Origin of the sequence: Arthrobacter sp. 7Tela_A1, assembly GCF_049311065.1 — a bacterium.
Lineage (GTDB): Bacteria > Actinomycetota > Actinomycetes > Actinomycetales > Micrococcaceae > Arthrobacter_B.
This window is the reverse complement of sequence record NZ_JAXIOO010000005.1, coordinates 59735-75634: the sequence shown is the minus strand read 5'-3', so window position 1 is coordinate 75634 and position 15900 is coordinate 59735. Positions and strand designations below refer to the sequence as shown.

Annotated in this window: 17 protein-coding genes; 8 read left to right on the top strand and 9 right to left on the bottom strand. The window is 65.6% G+C overall.

Annotation, left to right across the window (positions count from 1 at the left end; translation table 11 throughout):
* Nucleotides 1-30 precede the first annotated feature (30 nt).
* The 5 genes from TVB01_RS03510 to TVB01_RS03490 all read left to right on the top strand — a co-directional run bounded on the left by TVB01_RS03510 (nt 31) and on the right by TVB01_RS03490 (nt 4759).
* On the top strand, nt 31-894 hold the full coding sequence (locus TVB01_RS03510; RefSeq protein ID WP_422454141.1) for a class II fructose-bisphosphate aldolase: 864 nt from the start codon (nt 31-33) through the stop codon (nt 892-894).
* Nucleotides 895-896: 2 nt separating this feature from the next.
* On the top strand, nt 897-1691 hold the full coding sequence (locus tag TVB01_RS03505; protein ID WP_422454139.1) for an HAD-IA family hydrolase: 795 nt from the start codon (nt 897-899) through the stop codon (nt 1689-1691).
* Entirely contained in the window at nt 1688-2320 is a 633-nt protein-coding gene (gene dhaL / locus TVB01_RS03500) for a dihydroxyacetone kinase subunit DhaL (protein ID WP_422454137.1), read from the top strand. Before TVB01_RS03505 ends, dhaL begins: the two co-directional genes overlap by 4 nt.
* Nucleotides 2321-2375: 55 nt before the next feature.
* On the top strand, nt 2376-3371 hold the full coding sequence (gene dhaK, locus TVB01_RS03495) for a dihydroxyacetone kinase subunit DhaK (protein ID WP_422454136.1): 996 nt from the start codon (nt 2376-2378) through the stop codon (nt 3369-3371).
* 110 nt (nt 3372-3481) lie between these two features.
* The gene (locus TVB01_RS03490; protein ID WP_422454251.1) at nt 3482-4759 is read left to right on the top strand and encodes a Y-family DNA polymerase; all 1278 of its coding nucleotides are present in this window, start codon (nt 3482-3484) and stop codon (nt 4757-4759) included.
* 99 nt (nt 4760-4858) lie between these two features.
* Here the strand turns inward: TVB01_RS03490 and TVB01_RS03485 are convergent, their stop codons facing one another.
* The 5 genes from TVB01_RS03485 to TVB01_RS03465 form a co-directional block, all read right to left on the bottom strand.
* On the bottom strand, nt 4859-6469 hold the full coding sequence (locus TVB01_RS03485) for a Na+/H+ antiporter (RefSeq protein WP_422454135.1): 1611 nt from the start codon (nt 6467-6469) through the stop codon (nt 4859-4861).
* A 137-nt stretch (nt 6470-6606) separates the two neighbouring features.
* Nucleotides 6607-7188, bottom strand: a complete 582-nt coding sequence (locus TVB01_RS03480) for a DUF1992 domain-containing protein (RefSeq protein ID WP_422454134.1) — start codon at nt 7186-7188, stop codon at nt 6607-6609.
* 28 nt (nt 7189-7216) lie between these two features.
* A complete protein-coding gene (locus TVB01_RS03475) occupies nt 7217-8206 on the bottom strand; it encodes an aldo/keto reductase (protein WP_422454132.1) in 990 nt (329 codons plus the stop codon).
* A 137-nt stretch (nt 8207-8343) separates the two neighbouring features.
* On the bottom strand, nt 8344-8817 hold the full coding sequence (locus tag TVB01_RS03470) for a YbaK/EbsC family protein (protein WP_422454131.1): 474 nt from the start codon (nt 8815-8817) through the stop codon (nt 8344-8346).
* A gap of 19 nt (nt 8818-8836) precedes the next feature.
* Entirely contained in the window at nt 8837-9706 is an 870-nt protein-coding gene (locus TVB01_RS03465; RefSeq protein ID WP_422454130.1) for an aldo/keto reductase, read from the bottom strand.
* A 273-nt stretch (nt 9707-9979) separates the two neighbouring features.
* On the opposite strand from TVB01_RS03465, the gene TVB01_RS03460 reads away from it, so the two are divergent.
* Entirely contained in the window at nt 9980-10813 is an 834-nt protein-coding gene (locus tag TVB01_RS03460; RefSeq protein WP_422454129.1) for an SDR family oxidoreductase, read from the top strand.
* Here the strand turns inward: TVB01_RS03460 and TVB01_RS03455 are convergent.
* The 3 genes from TVB01_RS03455 to TVB01_RS03445 form a co-directional block, all read right to left on the bottom strand.
* A complete protein-coding gene (locus tag TVB01_RS03455) occupies nt 10789-11517 on the bottom strand; it encodes a M15 family metallopeptidase (RefSeq protein ID WP_422454128.1) in 729 nt (242 codons plus the stop codon). The genes TVB01_RS03460 and TVB01_RS03455 overlap by 25 nt on opposite strands.
* A 104-nt stretch (nt 11518-11621) precedes the next feature.
* A complete protein-coding gene (locus tag TVB01_RS03450; RefSeq protein ID WP_422454127.1) occupies nt 11622-12098 on the bottom strand; it encodes a hypothetical protein in 477 nt (158 codons plus the stop codon).
* 90 nt (nt 12099-12188) lie between these two features.
* A complete protein-coding gene (locus TVB01_RS03445) occupies nt 12189-13547 on the bottom strand; it encodes a flavin monoamine oxidase family protein (protein ID WP_422454125.1) in 1359 nt (452 codons plus the stop codon).
* 179 nt (nt 13548-13726) lie between these two features.
* On the opposite strand from TVB01_RS03445, the gene arfB reads away from it, so the two are divergent.
* Nucleotides 13727-14149: an alternative ribosome rescue aminoacyl-tRNA hydrolase ArfB gene (gene arfB / locus TVB01_RS03440; protein ID WP_422454123.1), complete on the top strand. Its 423-nt coding sequence runs from the start codon at nt 13727-13729 to the stop codon at nt 14147-14149.
* Nucleotides 14150-14269: 120 nt separating this feature from the next.
* Entirely contained in the window at nt 14270-14821 is a 552-nt protein-coding gene (locus tag TVB01_RS03435; RefSeq protein WP_422454122.1) for a DUF1697 domain-containing protein, read from the top strand.
* A gap of 70 nt (nt 14822-14891) precedes the next feature.
* On the opposite strand, the gene nrdF is transcribed toward TVB01_RS03435, so the two are convergent.
* The gene (gene nrdF, locus TVB01_RS03430) at nt 14892-15866 is read right to left on the bottom strand and encodes a class 1b ribonucleoside-diphosphate reductase subunit beta (protein WP_422454120.1); all 975 of its coding nucleotides are present in this window, start codon (nt 15864-15866) and stop codon (nt 14892-14894) included.
* Nucleotides 15867-15900 lie beyond the last annotated feature (34 nt).

The window sequence follows — 15900 nt, the reverse complement described above, 5'->3', positions numbered from 1 at the left end:
TGGCCTCAAACCGAGCCGGGAGGAAGTGCTGTGGGCGTCGTACCGCTGAAGGAAATTGTTGATCCGGCGTTTCGGGAGCGCTACGGAGTGCCCGCCATCAACATCTTCAATGACCTGACCATGGAGGGTGTGCTCGCAGGTGCAGTGGAAGCGAACTCCCCGGTCATCCTGCAGACCTCCGTCAAGACCGTTCGCAGCATCGGCTCCCGGGTCCTCTTCGATATGTGGCAGTCGATGACGCGGGGCATCGAGGTTCCGGTGACGCTGCACCTGGACCATTGCCCGGACCGCGAGGTAGTCACCGAATGCCTCAAAGCCGGCTGGAACTCCGTGCTCTTTGATGCCTCCAACCTCCCCGTCGAGGAGAACCAGCGTCAGACCATCGAGGTGGTGGCCGAGGCCCGTACCCACGGCGCCCAGGTGGAAGGCGAGATCGAGGCAATCACCGGCGTCGAAGACGACCACGGTTCCGATGAAGTGTCCCGGCAGCAGAGCCTCGGCGTGGCTCTCGACTTCATTGACGCCACCGGGATCGATGTCTTCGCCCCGTCGATCGGCAACGCCCACGGCAGCTACAGGGAAGCACCTGTGCTCGATGCAGACCGCGTCACGCAGATTGTCGATGCACGCAGTCTCCCCGTTGCCCTGCACGGCGGAAGCGGGCTGAGCACCGAGCAGTTCGCGGACCTCATTGCCCGGGGGTGCGCGAAGGTCAACATTTCAACCGCCCTCAAGGAAACGTACATGCAGTCCAGCCTGGGCTTCCTCAAGCAGGCTGAGCAGGAGCGCAAGTGGGACCCGCCCTCACTCTTCAGGCACACCCGGGGCGACGTCATCTCCATGGTCACGGACCTCTGCACGCAGTTCGGCAGCGCAGGCAAGGGCGGCCGCTGAGCATGCCGGCCCTCATCTTCGACTGCGACGGCGTGCTCGCTGACACCGAACAATATGGGCACCTGCCGGCCTTCAACCAGACTTTCACCGACTTCGGAGTTCCTGTGCAGTGGTCTGTGGATGAGTACGCGGAGAAGGTGAAGATCGGTGGAGGCAAGGAAAGAATGCGCAGCATCCTCTCCCCCGCGCTCGCAGCATCCCTGGGCCTGCAGGACGCCGAAGCGGCAGACCGCGCGGTTCTGGCCTGGCACCAGCGGAAAACCGAGGTCTACAGGCAACTGGTTCAAAGCGGCGTCATGCCAGCACGGCCGGGAATTGCGCGGATCGTGCAGGAAGCGCACGGCGCCGGCTGGATGCTCGCCGTCGCCTCCACCTCGGCGGAACCTGCTGTGCGTGCCGTCCTGACGCACGCCGTTGGGGACGAGCTCGCGGAATCCTTTTCCGTGTTCGCCGGCGACATAGTGCCGGCGAAGAAGCCGGCGCCGGACATCTACCTCCTGGCACTCCAGGAGCTTGGCGTCGAGCCACAGGACGCGCTGGTCGTCGAGGACAGCGAGAACGGGCTGCGTGCCGCCGTCGGCGCCGGGCTCCAAACCCTCGTGACAGTCAGCGGTTTCACCCGCGGGGAAAACTTCGACGGGGCGGCACTGGTGGTCAGCTCACTGGGTGATCCCGGCCAGGAGCAGGCGGAGGTGCTCGCGGACCCGCACGGCGTCGGCCTTTCCGGCGCCGTCACCCTCGCCACCCTGGAGACTTTGCTGGCCCTCCCCACCACGCACGAAACGGAGACACCATGAGCAGCAGCGACCTAAGCAACGTCGAGTTCATTGTCCAGTCCCTGGCCCAGACCGCCGTCGACCAGGAACAGGCGTTCGGCGATCTCGACGCCGTCGTGGGCGACGGCGACCTGGGGTACTCCCTGGCGCGCGGCTTCGAGAAAGTCCTCGCCGACTGGGACACGTTCAAACGCGACGACGTCGCGACGTTCCTGCAGCAGATAGCGCTCACGATCTCCAGCCGCATCGGCGGAACTTCGGGGCCGCTGTGGGGCACCGCCTTCCTGCGCGCATCTGCGGCTGCAAAGGACACCGCCACGATCGACGGCGCCGCCGCCGTGGCCATGCTGCGCGGAGCCACGGACGGCATCAAGGCACGCGGCAACGCAGACCTCGGTGACAAAACCCTGCTGGATGCCCTGATCCCCGCAACCGATGAACTAGAGAGGCAGCTCGCCGCCGGCGCAACGCCTGCCCAGTGCCGCACTGCTTTCGCTGCCAAGACCCGCGAATGCGCTGATGCCACCTCGGCCATGGAAGCCAAACGGGGCCGGGCAAGCTACAGCGGAGCGCGAAGCATAGGTTCCCCGGATGCGGGCGCGGCGGCGGTCGCCATCATTGTCGAACGCATGGTCGCCGACTGGCCCTAATAAAGAACCCGCACCAATTTGTCCCTGCCCAAATCACAACGACGTGGAGTCCCCCATGAAGAAGTTCGTCAACGATCCGCAGCAGTTCGTCCCCGATGTACTCGAAGGCCTCGCACTGGCTAACCCCGACACCCTGAAGTACGTGCCGGAATACAACCTGATCATGCGCGCCGACGGCCCTGACCAGAACAAGGTCTCGATCGTGCAGGGCTCGGGTTCCGGGCATGAGCCGGCCCACACGATGATCGTCGGCAAGGGCATGCTCGACGCCGCCTGCCCCGGCGACGTGTTTGCCGCCCCTCCGCTCGACTACGTGTATGAGACCACCAAGCTCATGGCCTCACCCAAGGGCGTGCTTCTGCTGGTGAACAACTACACCGGAGACAAAATGGTCTTCGAAATGGCGCAGGAGATGTCGTCCGCGGACGGCATGGAGGTCAAGACCCTCTTCATTGACGACGACGTCTCCGTCGAGGACTCCACCTACACAATCGGCCGGCGCGGCGTGGCCGGCAACTTCTTCGTCATCAAGGCCGTCGCCGCAGCCGCCGAGCGCGGGGCGGATCTCGACGAAGTGATCCGCATCGGCGAGAAGGTCAACGCCGCCACCCGGACGATGGGCGTGGCCCTGACCGCCTGCACTCCGCCGGCCAAGGGCAGCCCGCTGTTTGAACTCGGCGAGGATGAGATCGAGATGGGCGTCGGCATCCATGGAGAGCCGGGCCGGCGCCGGGCCCAGATGATGGGCGCCAGCGAGATCGTCGAGGAGCTCCTGGGCCCGGTGGTCCGCGATCTGCCCTTCACTGACGGAGACCGGGTGGCGCTGATGGTCAACGGGCTGGGCGGCACTCCAATCAGCGAGCTGTACCTGCTGTACGGACTGGCACACAAGAGCCTCGCGGAGCAGGGCATCAGCGTGGGCCGCAGCTACGTCGGAGAATACTGCACGTCCCTGGACATGGCCGGCGCATCCATCACGCTGGTGAAGCTCGACGACGAGATTGAGTCGCTGCTCATGGACCCGGCGGAGGTGCCGATCCGGGTCTTCTAGTAGGCTGGAGACTCGAACGTTTATTCGAAGGACGGTGCGGCTTGGACAGTCTGTCTCCGCAGTCAGGAGCTTCTCCTGCCGCGTCCCCGCCGGCGGGACGCGGCGGGCAGCTGCAGCGCATCGCCCTCGTGGACGTGAACAGCTTTTATGTCTCCTGCGAGCGCGCCTTCGACCCGCGGCTGGAGGGCGTTCCCGTCGTCGTGCTTTCAAATAATGACGGCTGTGTGGTGGCCCGCTCCGACGAAGCGAAGGCACTGGGCATCAAGACCGGCGAGCCGTGGTTCAAGCTGGCCGAAGCGGCGCCGCGGCTTGGGCTGATCCAGCGCTCCAGCAACTATGAGCTCTACGGTGACCTCAGTTCCCGGGTCATGGAACTGCTGGGCCGTTTCGCCCTGTGGCAGGAGGTCTACTCGATCGACGAGTCGTTCCTGGGACTCGCCGGCACGCCCGGGGAACTGGATGGACAGGGCTCCCGGATCCGCGCCGCCGTCGCCAGCCACACCGGGCTTCCGGTGTGCGTCGGGATCGGAACCACCAAGACACTGGCTAAATTCGCCAACCGGATTGCCAAGCAGAACCGACACCTGGGCGGAGTCTGCAACCTGGACACCATGGATCCGGCCGCTGTGCAGACCATCATGTCCCGGGTTCCGGTGACCGGACTGTGGGGTGTGGGCTCCAAGCTGGGCACTCGGCTGGAAGCCATGGGCATCCGCACGGTGGCGGATCTGAAGGCCGCCGATCCGTCGCTGATCCGCAGCCGCTTCTCGGTGACCCTGCAGCGGACCGTACTGGAACTCAACGGCACTCCCTGCCTGCCGCAGGAGGAGGAACGCGCAGACCGGCAGCAGCTGATCTTCTCCCGCAGCTTCTCGGTCCCCGTGACCACCGCAGCGCAGATGCGGCAGGTGATGAGCATCTACGCCCAGCGGGCCGCCTCACGGCTGCAGCGCGAACAGCAGCAGGCCCGGGTGCTCACTGCCTACGCGGGGACCTCGCACTTCAGCCACAAGGCGTCGTCGTTCCCCTCCGTGACGCTGAAACTCCAGAACCCCACCTCCGATCCGGTGGTGCTCACCCGCGCCGCGGTAGGGGCACTCGAAGACCACATTGTGGAAGGTGTCCCCTATACCAAGGCCGGAGTCATGCTCACCGGTCTGTCCGATGCCGGCGCGCAGCCGGTCTTCGACGCGTTCGTCCCGGCGCAGGAACACCGCCATCTCGGAGAGCTGCTGGGCAAGGTGGCTGACAAGTACGGTTCGGCAAGCATCGGGCTGGGCGTGGCCGGGATGCCCAGCGCCCGGCCGGAATGGACCATGTCCCGGAAGTTCTCCTCCCCGCGCTACACCACGGTCTGGGATGAGCTGCCTGTCGTCACGGCCCGCTAGACGTCCGCCAGCGCCGGTTTCCCAGGGGCCGGCTGCCGTCTGGACCCGGCCCGGCCGCCCCCGGCCGCAAGCGGGAGCGCCAACGGGCCAACGGGAGCATCACTCGTCACGGTCCGGCTGCGTGAGCCGCAGTTCTTCCACATCAAACCGGGTTTCCAGCAGCCGCAGCACGCGGTCATCAATGGTGCGTTCGTCGCGGAGCGCGAGCACCACCGTGCGTTTGCGTTCAAGGAGCGCCAGCCGCAGCTCCGTCTCCTGCTGCCACCGCTCCAGCGCCGGTCCCGGTTCGCCGGAAAGCTGCGCATCGCCGTCCGCCCTCAGTACCTCCAGGTGGTGCCGGTACTCATGCGAGATGCGTTCCACTACCCTGCCGTCCGTGCCCAGGCCCGCTGCGAGCTCCGGCAGGGTGGCGAGCCCGTCCTCGGCCGCGCGCACCTCCGCCAGGCGGCGTTCCTCCTCAAGCCGGGTGTCTTCCGGCAGTCTCGCCCACCGGACGAGTACCGGAAGGAGCGGACCTTGGACGGTCAGCGTCACCAGGATCACCCCCGCGGTCACGAAGATGATCTGGCCCCGGCCCGGGAAGGGTGCGCCGTCAGCCGTCAGCGCCGGCACACCAAGCGCCGCGGCCAGGGACACCGCACCCCGGAACCCTGCCAGGCCGCTGAGGATGCGGGACCGGTTGCTGAGCCGCCGCAGCTTCTGCGACGGCCGCCGGTCGATCAGCCGGATGAGGTAGGTCGTGGAGAACAGAAAAGCGATGCGCACCAGCACCAGCACCACAGACACTGCCGCCACCGCCACCAGTCCCACGGCGATCTGCGGTCCGTCCAGCAGCCGCACGGCCACATGCAGCTCAATCCCAATCAGCACGAACAGGGCCGCATTGAGCATGAACGTCGAGAAGGACCAGAAGGCCTGCGACTGGCGGCGGGCCAGTGCCGCCGTCACCCGCGGACCGGCCTGGCTCATAATCAGGCCCACGACGACGACGGCCAGCACGCCCGAGCCTCCGGTCTCCTCCGCCAGCAGGAAGGCAGCGAAGGGGGTGACGAAGGTGGCGACGTTGCTCAGCATGGGATCCTGGATCCGCCGGCGCACCCAGATTCCGGCCCAGGCCACCAGCAGTCCGGCGACTATGCCGCCGCCGTAGGACAGCGCAAGGATCCCTGAGATGGAAAGGGGCGTATAACCGCCGTCTCCGGCAACGATGCCCACCGCGACTGCATAGATCACCAGGGCCGTGCCGTCGTTGATCAGGCTTTCAGCGCGCAGCACGGTGACGTTGCGGTGGGGCAGGCTGCGGGCCAGGACCGCCACAGCTGTTGCATCGGTCGGCGCCAGGGCAGCCCCGAGGACCCACGCCGGTCCCCAGGGCATGCCCAGCGCGTGGGCGGTGAAAGCAACTGCTGCGGCAGTGACCAGGACCAGGCCGGTACCGGTCAGGACAATCCCGCGCAGGTTGCTGCGGATCTCACGCAGGGACGTGGTGAGGCTTTCCCAGTACAGCAGGGCGGGCAGGAAAAGCAGCAGCACCACCTCGGAGGGCAACTCGACCTGCCGGAACGCCGGCACGAACCCCAGAGCCAGTCCCCCGGCCAGCAGGAGCAGCGGGGCGCCGATCCGAAGCTTTTCCGCACCCAGCGAGCAGGCCAGGATCGCGACCCCCAATGCCACTACAAGTTCCAGACCAAGCACGGGCCAACCTTCCATGAGGGAGCCATTCCGGCTGGGCAGCCTCCTTAAGTGTGCCCAGCGGGTCCAGCCCCGTCGAGGGCAGGCGGCAGGGACCCCACCGCACGGCTGCAGCCTGGGGGCACCGGTGCGGAACAGGTCCCGCCGGTCTCCGGCTACTCCTGCCGGTTCCAGGCCCGGCGCCACCAGGGCCGGGGGGGCGCCGGCTGCGCTGCCGGGGGGGCACCCCCGCCGCGCCGCAGCCGCCAGCGCTGAACCTCCCGCTCGACGTCCCGCAGCGGGGTGATGACCGGCGGTCCGCCCAGCAGTTGCCGCCGTGCCTCGATGATCCGCCGGTTGAAGTCCTCAACGGCCTCCCGCACCTGAGCGGCTGAAGGCATTCCGTCCAGCACGCCGTCGAGCTTCGCATCCTCCACCCGCAGCAGCAGGGCAGGCGGGCCCAAACCGCTGATGTTCTCGCGCTCGATCAGGCCTTTGACCCACCAGTCGGGATCATTGGCTTCGCCCAGGTTGGGGATGGGTTTACCCGCGTACTGCAGGTTGTCGAAGTCACCGCGCATCATCGCATCCCGGATCAGGTAATCCGCCTTACTGGCCGGATCAACCCGTTCTTTCCTGCGCCGCAGTTCCGCCTCGCCGGTAGTTTCTTCCTCCTGCTGTTCAGGAAGTCCTGCCGCCCGTATTCTCGCTGCCCGTTCCATCCGGCGCCGGTAGGCGTCAGCCCCGCGGTTTCCCATTGCTGTTTTTCCTCCCAGCCACACAGGGTTAGCGGTCGATCGTCTTTTCCAGTTCTTCAGGGTAGCGGGCACCTTTGATGGGAATCCGGGCCGCGGTGTCGTCAATGGCTTTGAGATCATCCGCGTTCAGGGTCACGCTCGTTGCCTCGAGGTTCTCCTCCAGCCGCTCGAGTTTTCGGGTTCCCGGAATGGGCACGATCCATGGCTTCTGTGCCAGCAGCCACGCCAGGGCAATCTGGGCGGCCGTCGCGTCCTTGGCCGCGCCAATGTTTTCCAGCAGGTCGACCACGGCCCGGTTGGCCTGCCGGGCCTCAGGGGTGAAGCGCGGAAGTTTCCCCCTCATATCCCCCGGCGCGAACTTGGTGGAGGAAGAGATCCTTCCGGTCAGAAAGCCGCGCCCCAGCGGACTGAACGGTACGAAGCCGATGCCCAGGTCCGAGCAGGCGGGCAGGACCTGTTCCTCCGGTTCGCGCCACCACAGAGAGTATTCACTCTGCACCGCGGTGACCGGCTGCACGGCGTTGGCCGCCCGGATCGTGCCCGCGGAGGCCTCGGACAGGCCGAAGTGTTTCACCTTGCCCTCGGTGATGAGGTCCTTCACGGTCCCGGCAACCTCCTCGATGGGGACGAGAGGATCAACCCGGTGCTGGTAAAGCAGGTCGATTGAGTCCGTCCGGAGACGCCTTAGTGATCCGTCCACGGCCTCGCGGATGTGCTCAGGACGGCTGTCCAGGCCAGTCTGGCGGCCATCCCGGTTGATCTTGAACCCAAACTTCGTGGCCAGAACCACCCGGTCCCGGAAGGGTGCCACGGCCTCCCCCAGCAATTCCTCGTTGATGTACGGCCCATAGACTTCTGCGGTGTCAAAGAGCCGCACTCCGCGGTCAAAAGCAGTGCGGATCAGGGTGACAGCGTCTTCGCGGGTGCCAGAGGGTCCGTAGCCCTGGCTGAACCCCATGCAGCCCAGGCCCAACTCCGAGACTTTTAGGCCGGCCGTCCCCAGTTCACGCGTTTTCATCCGTCTCCTCCCGTCACGCGGATGCCCGGCGCCAGGCGCCGGCTGGCCGGTTATGGTCCGTTCCGCACGTTTTGCCTTCCACCCTGCGCCCGGCATGCAGCGCCGTCAACAGCCCCGGAGTGGTTGGTTCAGAAACCTCAGTCGACCCGCTGCTTCGATCCGCCCGTCAACTGCAGCAGCTCCCCTGCGTCCGTGCGGAAAACGGAGTATGGGGTGCCGGCGGAGACCCAGACGTCGTCGTACTTTTCAAGGTCCCGGTCAACAACCGTTTCCAGGGGCTGCGGATGCCCGAGGGGAGCTACTCCCCCGATCACCTGGCCTGTGGCGGCACGAACCTGCTCAGGGGCGGCACGTTTGATGGCGGTCTTGCCCAGCCGGGCTGCCAGTGCAGCCGTGTCCACGCGGTGCGCCCCGCTGGTGATGACCAGCAGGGGTTCGCCGTCGGCCATGAAGACCAGGCTGTTGCCAATGGCGCCGACGTCGCAGCCCAGCGTCGCTGCGGCTTCCGCGGCCGTCCGCGCGGATCCGTCCAGTTCCAGGACAACGGCGGAGGAACCGAGTTCTGACAAGAGGGTTTGAACCTTGGCGGCTGCTGGAGGCAGATGTGTCATACAGCCGAGATTAGCAAGCTCAGGACCGCCTGATGTCCTCCGGATTCGGCCCGCCCCGGATCCCCGTGTCCAGGGCACTGATATCCGACAGTTCGGCATTGGTCAGGGAAAAGTCGAAGATGTCGATGTTCTCGGCGATGCGCTTGGGGCTGACCGACTTGGGAATCGCGCACAGACCCTGCTGGATATCCCAGCGCAGGATGACCTGTGCGGGAGTCTTGCTGTACTTGGCGGCCAGGCCGGTGATGAGCGGGTCCCGGAGCGGGTCCTTCACGTGGCCGGTCTTGGCGGCGTAGCGGTTGACCCCGCCGATCGGCGACCATGCCTGGGTCAGTATGCCGTTCTCGAGATTGAAGGCGCGCAGTTCGGGTTCGGTGAAGTAGGGGTGGACCTCTATCTGGTTGACCGCCGGGACGACGTCGGTGCGGGCCAGCAGCTCAGCGAGCTGCCCTGTTCCGAAGTTGCTGACCCCGATGGCCCGTACCCGGCCCTGCTCATACAACGTCTGCAGGGCCTGGTAGGAAGCGACGGTGGCGTCAAAGTCGGACGGCAGCGGCTGATGCAGCAGGTACAGATCCAGCGTGTCCAGTCCCACCTTGGCCATGCTCGTGTCGAACGCGCGCAGCGCCGAGTCGTACCCGTAGTCATCGATCCACAGCTTGGTCGTGATGAACAGCCGGGCCCGGTCGACGCCGGACTGGCTCAGCGCCGAGCCGACTTCCGTCTCGTTTCCGTAGGCGGCAGCAGTGTCGATCAGCCGGTACCCGTTGGCGAGCGCAGTTTCAACGGCCACCGTCGTTTGCGCGGGCGGGTTGCGGTACACGCCAAACCCCAGGGCGGGAATCCTCACTCCGTTGTTGAGGGTCAGCATCGGCATGATGGCGTCCATGGGCTTCTCCGGATCGCATGAGGGTCTTCTCCCTTCAGGGTCCCGCAGTCCGGGCCGGCTGCACAGTACTGACCGCTGTCCGGCCGGTACGCGGGTGCTGATTACCCGCCGGGGACAGCGCCGGCCCCGGGAAGCTGACAGCACGTGCTTCGGGGCATTGTGCTGTGCTCCCGCATCGGTCCAGACTGGGCAGACGTCCGAGTCCGGTATGCAGGCTTTCGGCCGGTCTACGTGAACACATTCGGCACCATCCCAGCAGAAGCGGAGCGAACCATGGCAGCAGAAGTACTCGTCATCATTGGCACGGGCGGAATGGGCCAGGCTGTGCTGCGCCGCAGCGGAGCCGGACGGAAAGTCCTCCTCGCGGATTTCAACGAAGCCCTCCTCGAGGACGCGGTGAACATCGGCATGGCGGAGGGGTACGACGTCGTGTCCCAGGCGGTCGACGTCTCCTCCCGGAATTCGGTGGCAGCGCTCGCTGCAACGGCCCGGGAACTGGGCGCGGTTACCGCCGTCGTCCATACCGCCGGCCTCTCCCCTGCCCAGGCTCCCGTACAGGCGATCTGGGCTGTAGACCTGTTCGGCGTTGCGGTGGTGCTGGAGGAATTCGAGAAGGTCATTGCGCCCGGAGGAGCCGGCGTCATCATTTCCAGCATGTCTGCGTACATGGCCGGCGGGAACATCCCGGAGGACGCGCTCGCCGAACTGGCAGCCAAACCGGCTGATGACCTGCTGGGACTGCCGTTCGTCACGTCGATCGACAACCCGGGCTTCGCCTACAGCGCCGCGAAGCGTGCCAACCAGGTCCGGGTGCAGGCAGCCAGCCTACGTTGGGGAGCGCGCGGGGCACGGGTCAACAGCATCAGTCCCGGCGTGATTTCGACGGCGATGGGCCAGCAGGAACTCGCCGGCGAATCGGGCGCCCAGATGCGGGCCATGATCGAAGGATCGGGAACCGGCCGGGTCGGCACACCCGGTGACATCGCCAATGCCACAGCCTTCCTGCTCGGCAGTGACGCTTCCTTCATCAGCGGAGTTGACCTGCTGGTCGACGGCGGCGTCGTGGCTGCCCTCGACTCCGGTCAGCGGGCGCGGTCGGCGGGGTAGCTCGGAGCGGAGGGGTAGCTGGGAGCGGAGGGAAGACCGGCGTACTGTTCCAGGGTCTGGCCGGACCCGGTCAGGGCGGCTGCAAGTTCGGAGCCGACGTAACGCAGGTGCCAGGGCTCATAGCCGAAGCCCGTGGCCGCTTCAGCGCCTGCGGGGTAACGGATGATGAACCCGTACCGGTGGGCGTTGGCAGCGGCCCAGGCACCGGCAGGGGTCGCCTCGAAACAGGGCTCCAGCGAGCAGGCACCGTCCGGATTGCCGATGTCCACCGCCAGCCCGGTCTGGTGCTCGCTGTAGCCTGGCCGTGCCGAAATCGACTCGGCGGCTTGCTGGCCGTAGGTATTGGAATAGGAGCTGTGCAGGTGGGTCTGGGCGTCTGCTGTCCGGAAGCCGCTGACGGCAACCAGGCCCACGCCGGCAGCAGCGGCGTCGGCGTTCATCTGCAGGTACGCGGCGGCAGCCTCTGACCGCAGCTGCACTCCGCCGATGTCGGCAAGATCCTGCGGAACATAGGCGGGGTCGGCCAGCGGACGGTGCTTATTCACGATGACGCTCATGCTGTCCGGGGAATCGTAATCAGGCCCGGCGGCGACTTGGGCGACAGCTTCCTGAGCGCGGGACTCAAACCAGGACAGGTATCCGAGCAGGCACAGGCAAACACAGGCAATCAAGGCGATGTGTGTGTTGACGTGCTGGCGCGGCATGCTCATTCCTCCACCGCAACTTTCCCATAACCGCTGCCCGCGGAACAGCAGCGACGCGAATAAGCGTCCGCTTCTCCGGCAGGCGGCCGCGGTTCGCCCGGGGGCTAGCGTGGGCCGGTGACACTCACATACCGGCCGCCAAGCTGGTAGGCCAGGTCTTTCATGTCCTTTTCGCTGGGTGCTTCGGCACCGTTCTGAAGAACGAATACGTGCCAGTTGCCGCCCTCGCCGAAGCCTGGCGGCACGTTTTCACCCCCGCCCGTCAGCATGCCCGACACCTTCTCCCGGTCTTCAGCATTGTGGAAGCGAACAAGCTGAAGCGCTTCCGTGCACATGGCGTACTCGGGGAGGTATCCGTCGAAGGAGATCGTTACCGGCTCCTGTTCCGTTTCCGGGTCGCATCCGTAAAGGCCGTTCACAGCGGCGGACAGTTCCTCCACGGATTCAAAACTGGAAAGCTCCGTGGCCGGCGGCTGCTCTTCGGCAGCTCTGGAGGCACAGCCGGAGAGCAGACCTCCCGTGATCAGCACTGCCCCTGCGAAGCCCGCCGATGCACCCCGTGTCCGCTTCAACCTGCCCATGTGTCCATCCCCCCGTTTACCGACTTACGTCCGTCCGACGAAAAGCTTACGGGCCTCCGGTGGATTTCCGTCGGAGCGGCTCGTCAGCGGTCAGTGCGCGGATTCTTGAACGCACCGGTTCGCGAGAATCCGCTCCGCGGCACGGTGCCCGGAGCACAGGGCAGCGTTCACAGTTGCCGGGTCAGCTTCCCAGGTCGCTTCGCCTGCCAGATGAAGCACTCCGTCGATGGGCGTTGCGATGCGGCTGTGATCCTCTCCGGTGCACCCACGCGTCATGTAGGCGTACGCCCCGCCGGCGAACTCGTCACCCTGCCAGTTCGTGATCCTGGTGTGGACCGGATCGGGTATCCGCGCACCGTAGATTTCCCGCAGGGATGCCATAACGGAGTCCACCACGCGTTCATCGGACCATCCGCGGATCGTCTGCGCGCACTCCCCGGCAGCGAACGTCAGCAGCGTCGGCTCGCCCTGCAGGCCGGTGAGGTCATACCAGGAATGCCACCACTTCGCGGCTTCGCCCTGGCGGCGGATCGCATAAACGCCTTCGTCCCAGAAACGCTCGGGAAAGTGCAGGAAGATTTTCTCGAAGGCGTTCGTCCGGAAACGGGAGATTGCTCCGGCAACCGTCTGCGGCAGCGGCGGATCGAACGTCAGGCGCCCGGCCTGGAGGACACCAACCGGGACCGTCACCACAGCCCGGGCAGCGGTGAAGAGGGCACGGTTCGTCGCCACGACGACGCCGCTCTCCACTCCTGCGCCACCGGGCCGCGCGACCCTGGTCACCACCTGCTCAAGCCGCACATCGAGACCCGCCGCGAGGTTCGACGCCAGCTGGTCATAGCCCTCCGGGAAGACCACCTCGTCGCCGATGATGACTTCATCCTCCAGGCCGTGCGCGTCCAGCAGGCGGGAGTCGGCGCCGTATTGCTCTTCGCTGCGGTGGTCGAGGTATTCCACGACGCGTGCCGCCCGTTCGGTGTCCCAGCCCTCAGCTGCCGCTGCAGCATTGACGGCGATCCGTGCCGCCTCAGCGTAGCTGGCACCCGGTTCCATTGACCCGATGACAGCGGACAGCCGTCCTTCTACGCTCGCCGCATCGGCGATGAACCGCTCCGCGGCACTGTCCGGCAGGCGCGTGCCATCCGGGCCGTAGTAGGCGATGGGCCTGCCGCCGGCCTGGTAACTGCCCACGGTGAATTCAACGTCCGGCATCCCAAAGGAGCGCGTCAGCGAGTGCAGCGGACCGCCGTCGATCCCGTGGATCCAGGAGGCCCCGAGGTCAGTGACGCGGCCGTTCAGGCGCTCGGTGTGGAGGCGGCCTCCGATGCGGTCGCGTGCCTCCAGCACCACGACCTTCTGTCCTGAGGCAGCCAGTACCCGGGCCGCGCTGAGGCCCGACACGCCAGCACCCACCACGATAGTGTCGAATTCCTCCGTATGGATATCCACGTTCAAACTCGCTTTTCAGATCATGGGAACCTTCTGGATCCTCACCCTAGCGGGATGTCGGAAGGCCTTTTTGCTGCCCGTCATCTCCGTCGCCGTCCGGCTTAACAAAGCCGCGGATCCGGCGGCCTCGGCGGCGCCGGCGGCCTTCGGCATACCGTTATTCGTGCGAGGCTGGATTCATGGACCTTTTGGTATCGCCGGAGCTGACGATTCCCGCGGCGGAACTTCAGTGGCGGTTCTCGCGTTCGTCCGGGCCGGGCGGCCAGCACGTCAACACCACGGACAGCCGCGTGGCCCTGTCCTGGGACGTTGCCGGCTCAGCGGCACTCTCCGACGACGAGCGTGCGAGGCTGCTCCGGCGCCTAAAGGGCCGTCTGGTCGCCGGAGCTCTGGTTGTAACGGCTTCCGAACAACGGTCCCAGCTCCGCAACCGGGAGATCGCCCTGGCAAAGCTGGCCGCCCTGGTCGCGGACGCGCTCGCCCCCGGCCCTACCGCGCGGCGCCGGACCAAACCGACCCGCGGCTCCAACTTCCGGCGCCTTGATGCTAAGAAGCGGCGGTCAGCAACGAAGCAGCAGCGGCAGAAGCCGCCGCCCGGCTAACCCTTGTCACCGAGCGCAAGCGCCGGTGGGCCATTGCCCGCGGCGGGCACCCTGTGCTCCAATCGGGTCACGGAAAACGACGCCCATCCCCCAGCTCCCGCTGATGAAAGGAAGGCAGCCGTGGAAACAAGCCATTACCTCGCCCTCCTGCGCGGCATCAACGTGGGCGGGCGGAACAAGGTCCCCATGAAGACGCTCAAGGAGCATCTGGAGGACTTGGGCTACGAACAGGTGGTGACCTACATTGCCAGCGGCAATGTGCTGCTCGAATCAGCCGATCCAGCTGAGCAGGTCGGCAGGGACATCGAAGCCACCCTCACTGGCAAATTCGACCTCGACGACGAACTCATCAAGGTTTTGGTGCTCAGCCGCAGCCAGCTGCAGGACGTCATCGACAACAAACCCCAGAACTTCGGTGAGCACCCGGGCACGTACCACAGCGATGCGATCTTCCTGATGGGCATTGATGCAGAGGAAGCCATGAGCGCGTTCAATCCGCGTGAGGGTGTTGATCGAATCTGGGCGGGCGACGGCGTCATCTACTCCCAGCGCCTCAGCGCCGAACGCACCAAGAGCCGCCTAAGCGCCATCGCGTCCTCACCGCTGTACAAGTTGATGACCATCCGCAGCTGGAACACGACGCAGAAGCTGTGGAACCTGTTCCAGGATTGACCTCATTAAACGACCGCAGCACCGGACGTGTTGGTCCGGTGCTGCGGAGATACTGCGAACTTATCCAGGACTAGAAGTCCCAGTCCTCGTCTTCGGTATTCACGGCCTTGCCGATCACATAGGAGGAACCGGACCCCGAGAAGAAGTCGTGGTTCTCGTCAGCGTTCGGGGACAGGGCCGAAAGGATCGCCGGGTTCACGTCCGTCAGCGTGGACGGGAACATCGCTTCGTAGCCCAGGTTCATCAGCGCCTTGTTGGCGTTGTAGTGCAGGAATTTCTTGACGTCCTCGGCCAGGCCGACGCCGTCGTACAGGTCGTGCGTGTACTGGACTTCGTTTTCGTACAGCTCGTACATGAGCTCGTAGGTGTAGTCCTTGAGCTCCTGGCGGCGTTCCTCGGAAACCGTCTCCAGGCCACGCTGGAACTTGTAGCCGATGTAGTAGCCGTGCACGGCCTCGTCGCGGATGATCAGGCGGATCAGGTCAGCCGTGTTTGTCAGCTTGGCCCGGGAAGACCAGTACATCGGCAGGTAGAAGCCGGAGTAGAAGAGGAAGGACTCGAGCAGGGTGGAGGCCACCTTGCGCTTCAGGGGATCATCGCCGCGGTAGTAATCCGTGACGATGTGGGCCTTCTTCTGCAGGTTCTCGTTCTCCGTGGACCAGCGGAAGGCTTCTTCAATCTCCTTGGTGGAGCACAGGGTGGAGAAGATCGAGGAGTAGCTCTTGGCGTGGACGGACTCCATGAACGCGATGTTCGTGTAGACCGCTTCCTCGTGCGGGGTGAGCGCATCGGGGATCAGCGAGACGGCACCAACCGTTGCCTGGACGGTATCCAGCAGGGTCAGGCCGGTGAAGACGCGCATGGTCAGCTGCTGCTCTTCGGGAGTCAGCGTGTTCCATGACTGGACGTCGTTGGACAGCGGTACCTTCTCAGGCAGCCAGAAGTTGTTCACCAGTCGGTTCCAGACTTCTACGTCCTTCTCGTCCTGGATGCGGTTCCAGTTGATCGCCTGCACGTGGTCGATCAGCTTGAGCTTCTCGGTCATTGAAAATTCCTTGTCTGAAGTGGATGAAGGGGGA

Bases quoted from the DNA above. Each gene is read 5' to 3' on its own strand.
- TVB01_RS03505 (WP_422454139.1), top strand. From the start codon at position 897: ATGCCGGCCCTCATCTTCGACTGCGACGGCGTGCTCGCTGACACCGAA.
- dhaL (WP_422454137.1), top strand. From the start codon at position 1,688: ATGAGCAGCAGCGACCTAAGCAACGTCGAGTTCATTGTCCAGTCCCTG.
- dhaK (WP_422454136.1), top strand. From the start codon at position 2,376: ATGAAGAAGTTCGTCAACGATCCGCAGCAGTTCGTCCCCGATGTACTC.
- TVB01_RS03485 (WP_422454135.1), bottom strand. From the start codon at position 6,469: ATGGAAGGTTGGCCCGTGCTTGGTCTGGAACTTGTAGTGGCATTGGGG.
- TVB01_RS03480 (WP_422454134.1), bottom strand. From the start codon at position 7,188: ATGGGAAACCGCGGGGCTGACGCCTACCGGCGCCGGATGGAACGGGCA.
- TVB01_RS03475 (WP_422454132.1), bottom strand. From the start codon at position 8,206: ATGAAAACGCGTGAACTGGGGACGGCCGGCCTAAAAGTCTCGGAGTTG.
- TVB01_RS03470 (WP_422454131.1), bottom strand. From the start codon at position 8,817: ATGACACATCTGCCTCCAGCAGCCGCCAAGGTTCAAACCCTCTTGTCA.
- TVB01_RS03465 (WP_422454130.1), bottom strand. From the start codon at position 9,706: ATGGACGCCATCATGCCGATGCTGACCCTCAACAACGGAGTGAGGATT.
- TVB01_RS03460 (WP_422454129.1), top strand. From the start codon at position 9,980: ATGGCAGCAGAAGTACTCGTCATCATTGGCACGGGCGGAATGGGCCAG.
- TVB01_RS03455 (WP_422454128.1), bottom strand. From the start codon at position 11,517: ATGCCGCGCCAGCACGTCAACACACACATCGCCTTGATTGCCTGTGTT.
- TVB01_RS03450 (WP_422454127.1), bottom strand. From the start codon at position 12,098: ATGGGCAGGTTGAAGCGGACACGGGGTGCATCGGCGGGCTTCGCAGGG.
- arfB (WP_422454123.1), top strand. From the start codon at position 13,727: ATGGACCTTTTGGTATCGCCGGAGCTGACGATTCCCGCGGCGGAACTT.
- nrdF (WP_422454120.1), bottom strand. From the start codon at position 15,866: ATGACCGAGAAGCTCAAGCTGATCGACCACGTGCAGGCGATCAACTGG.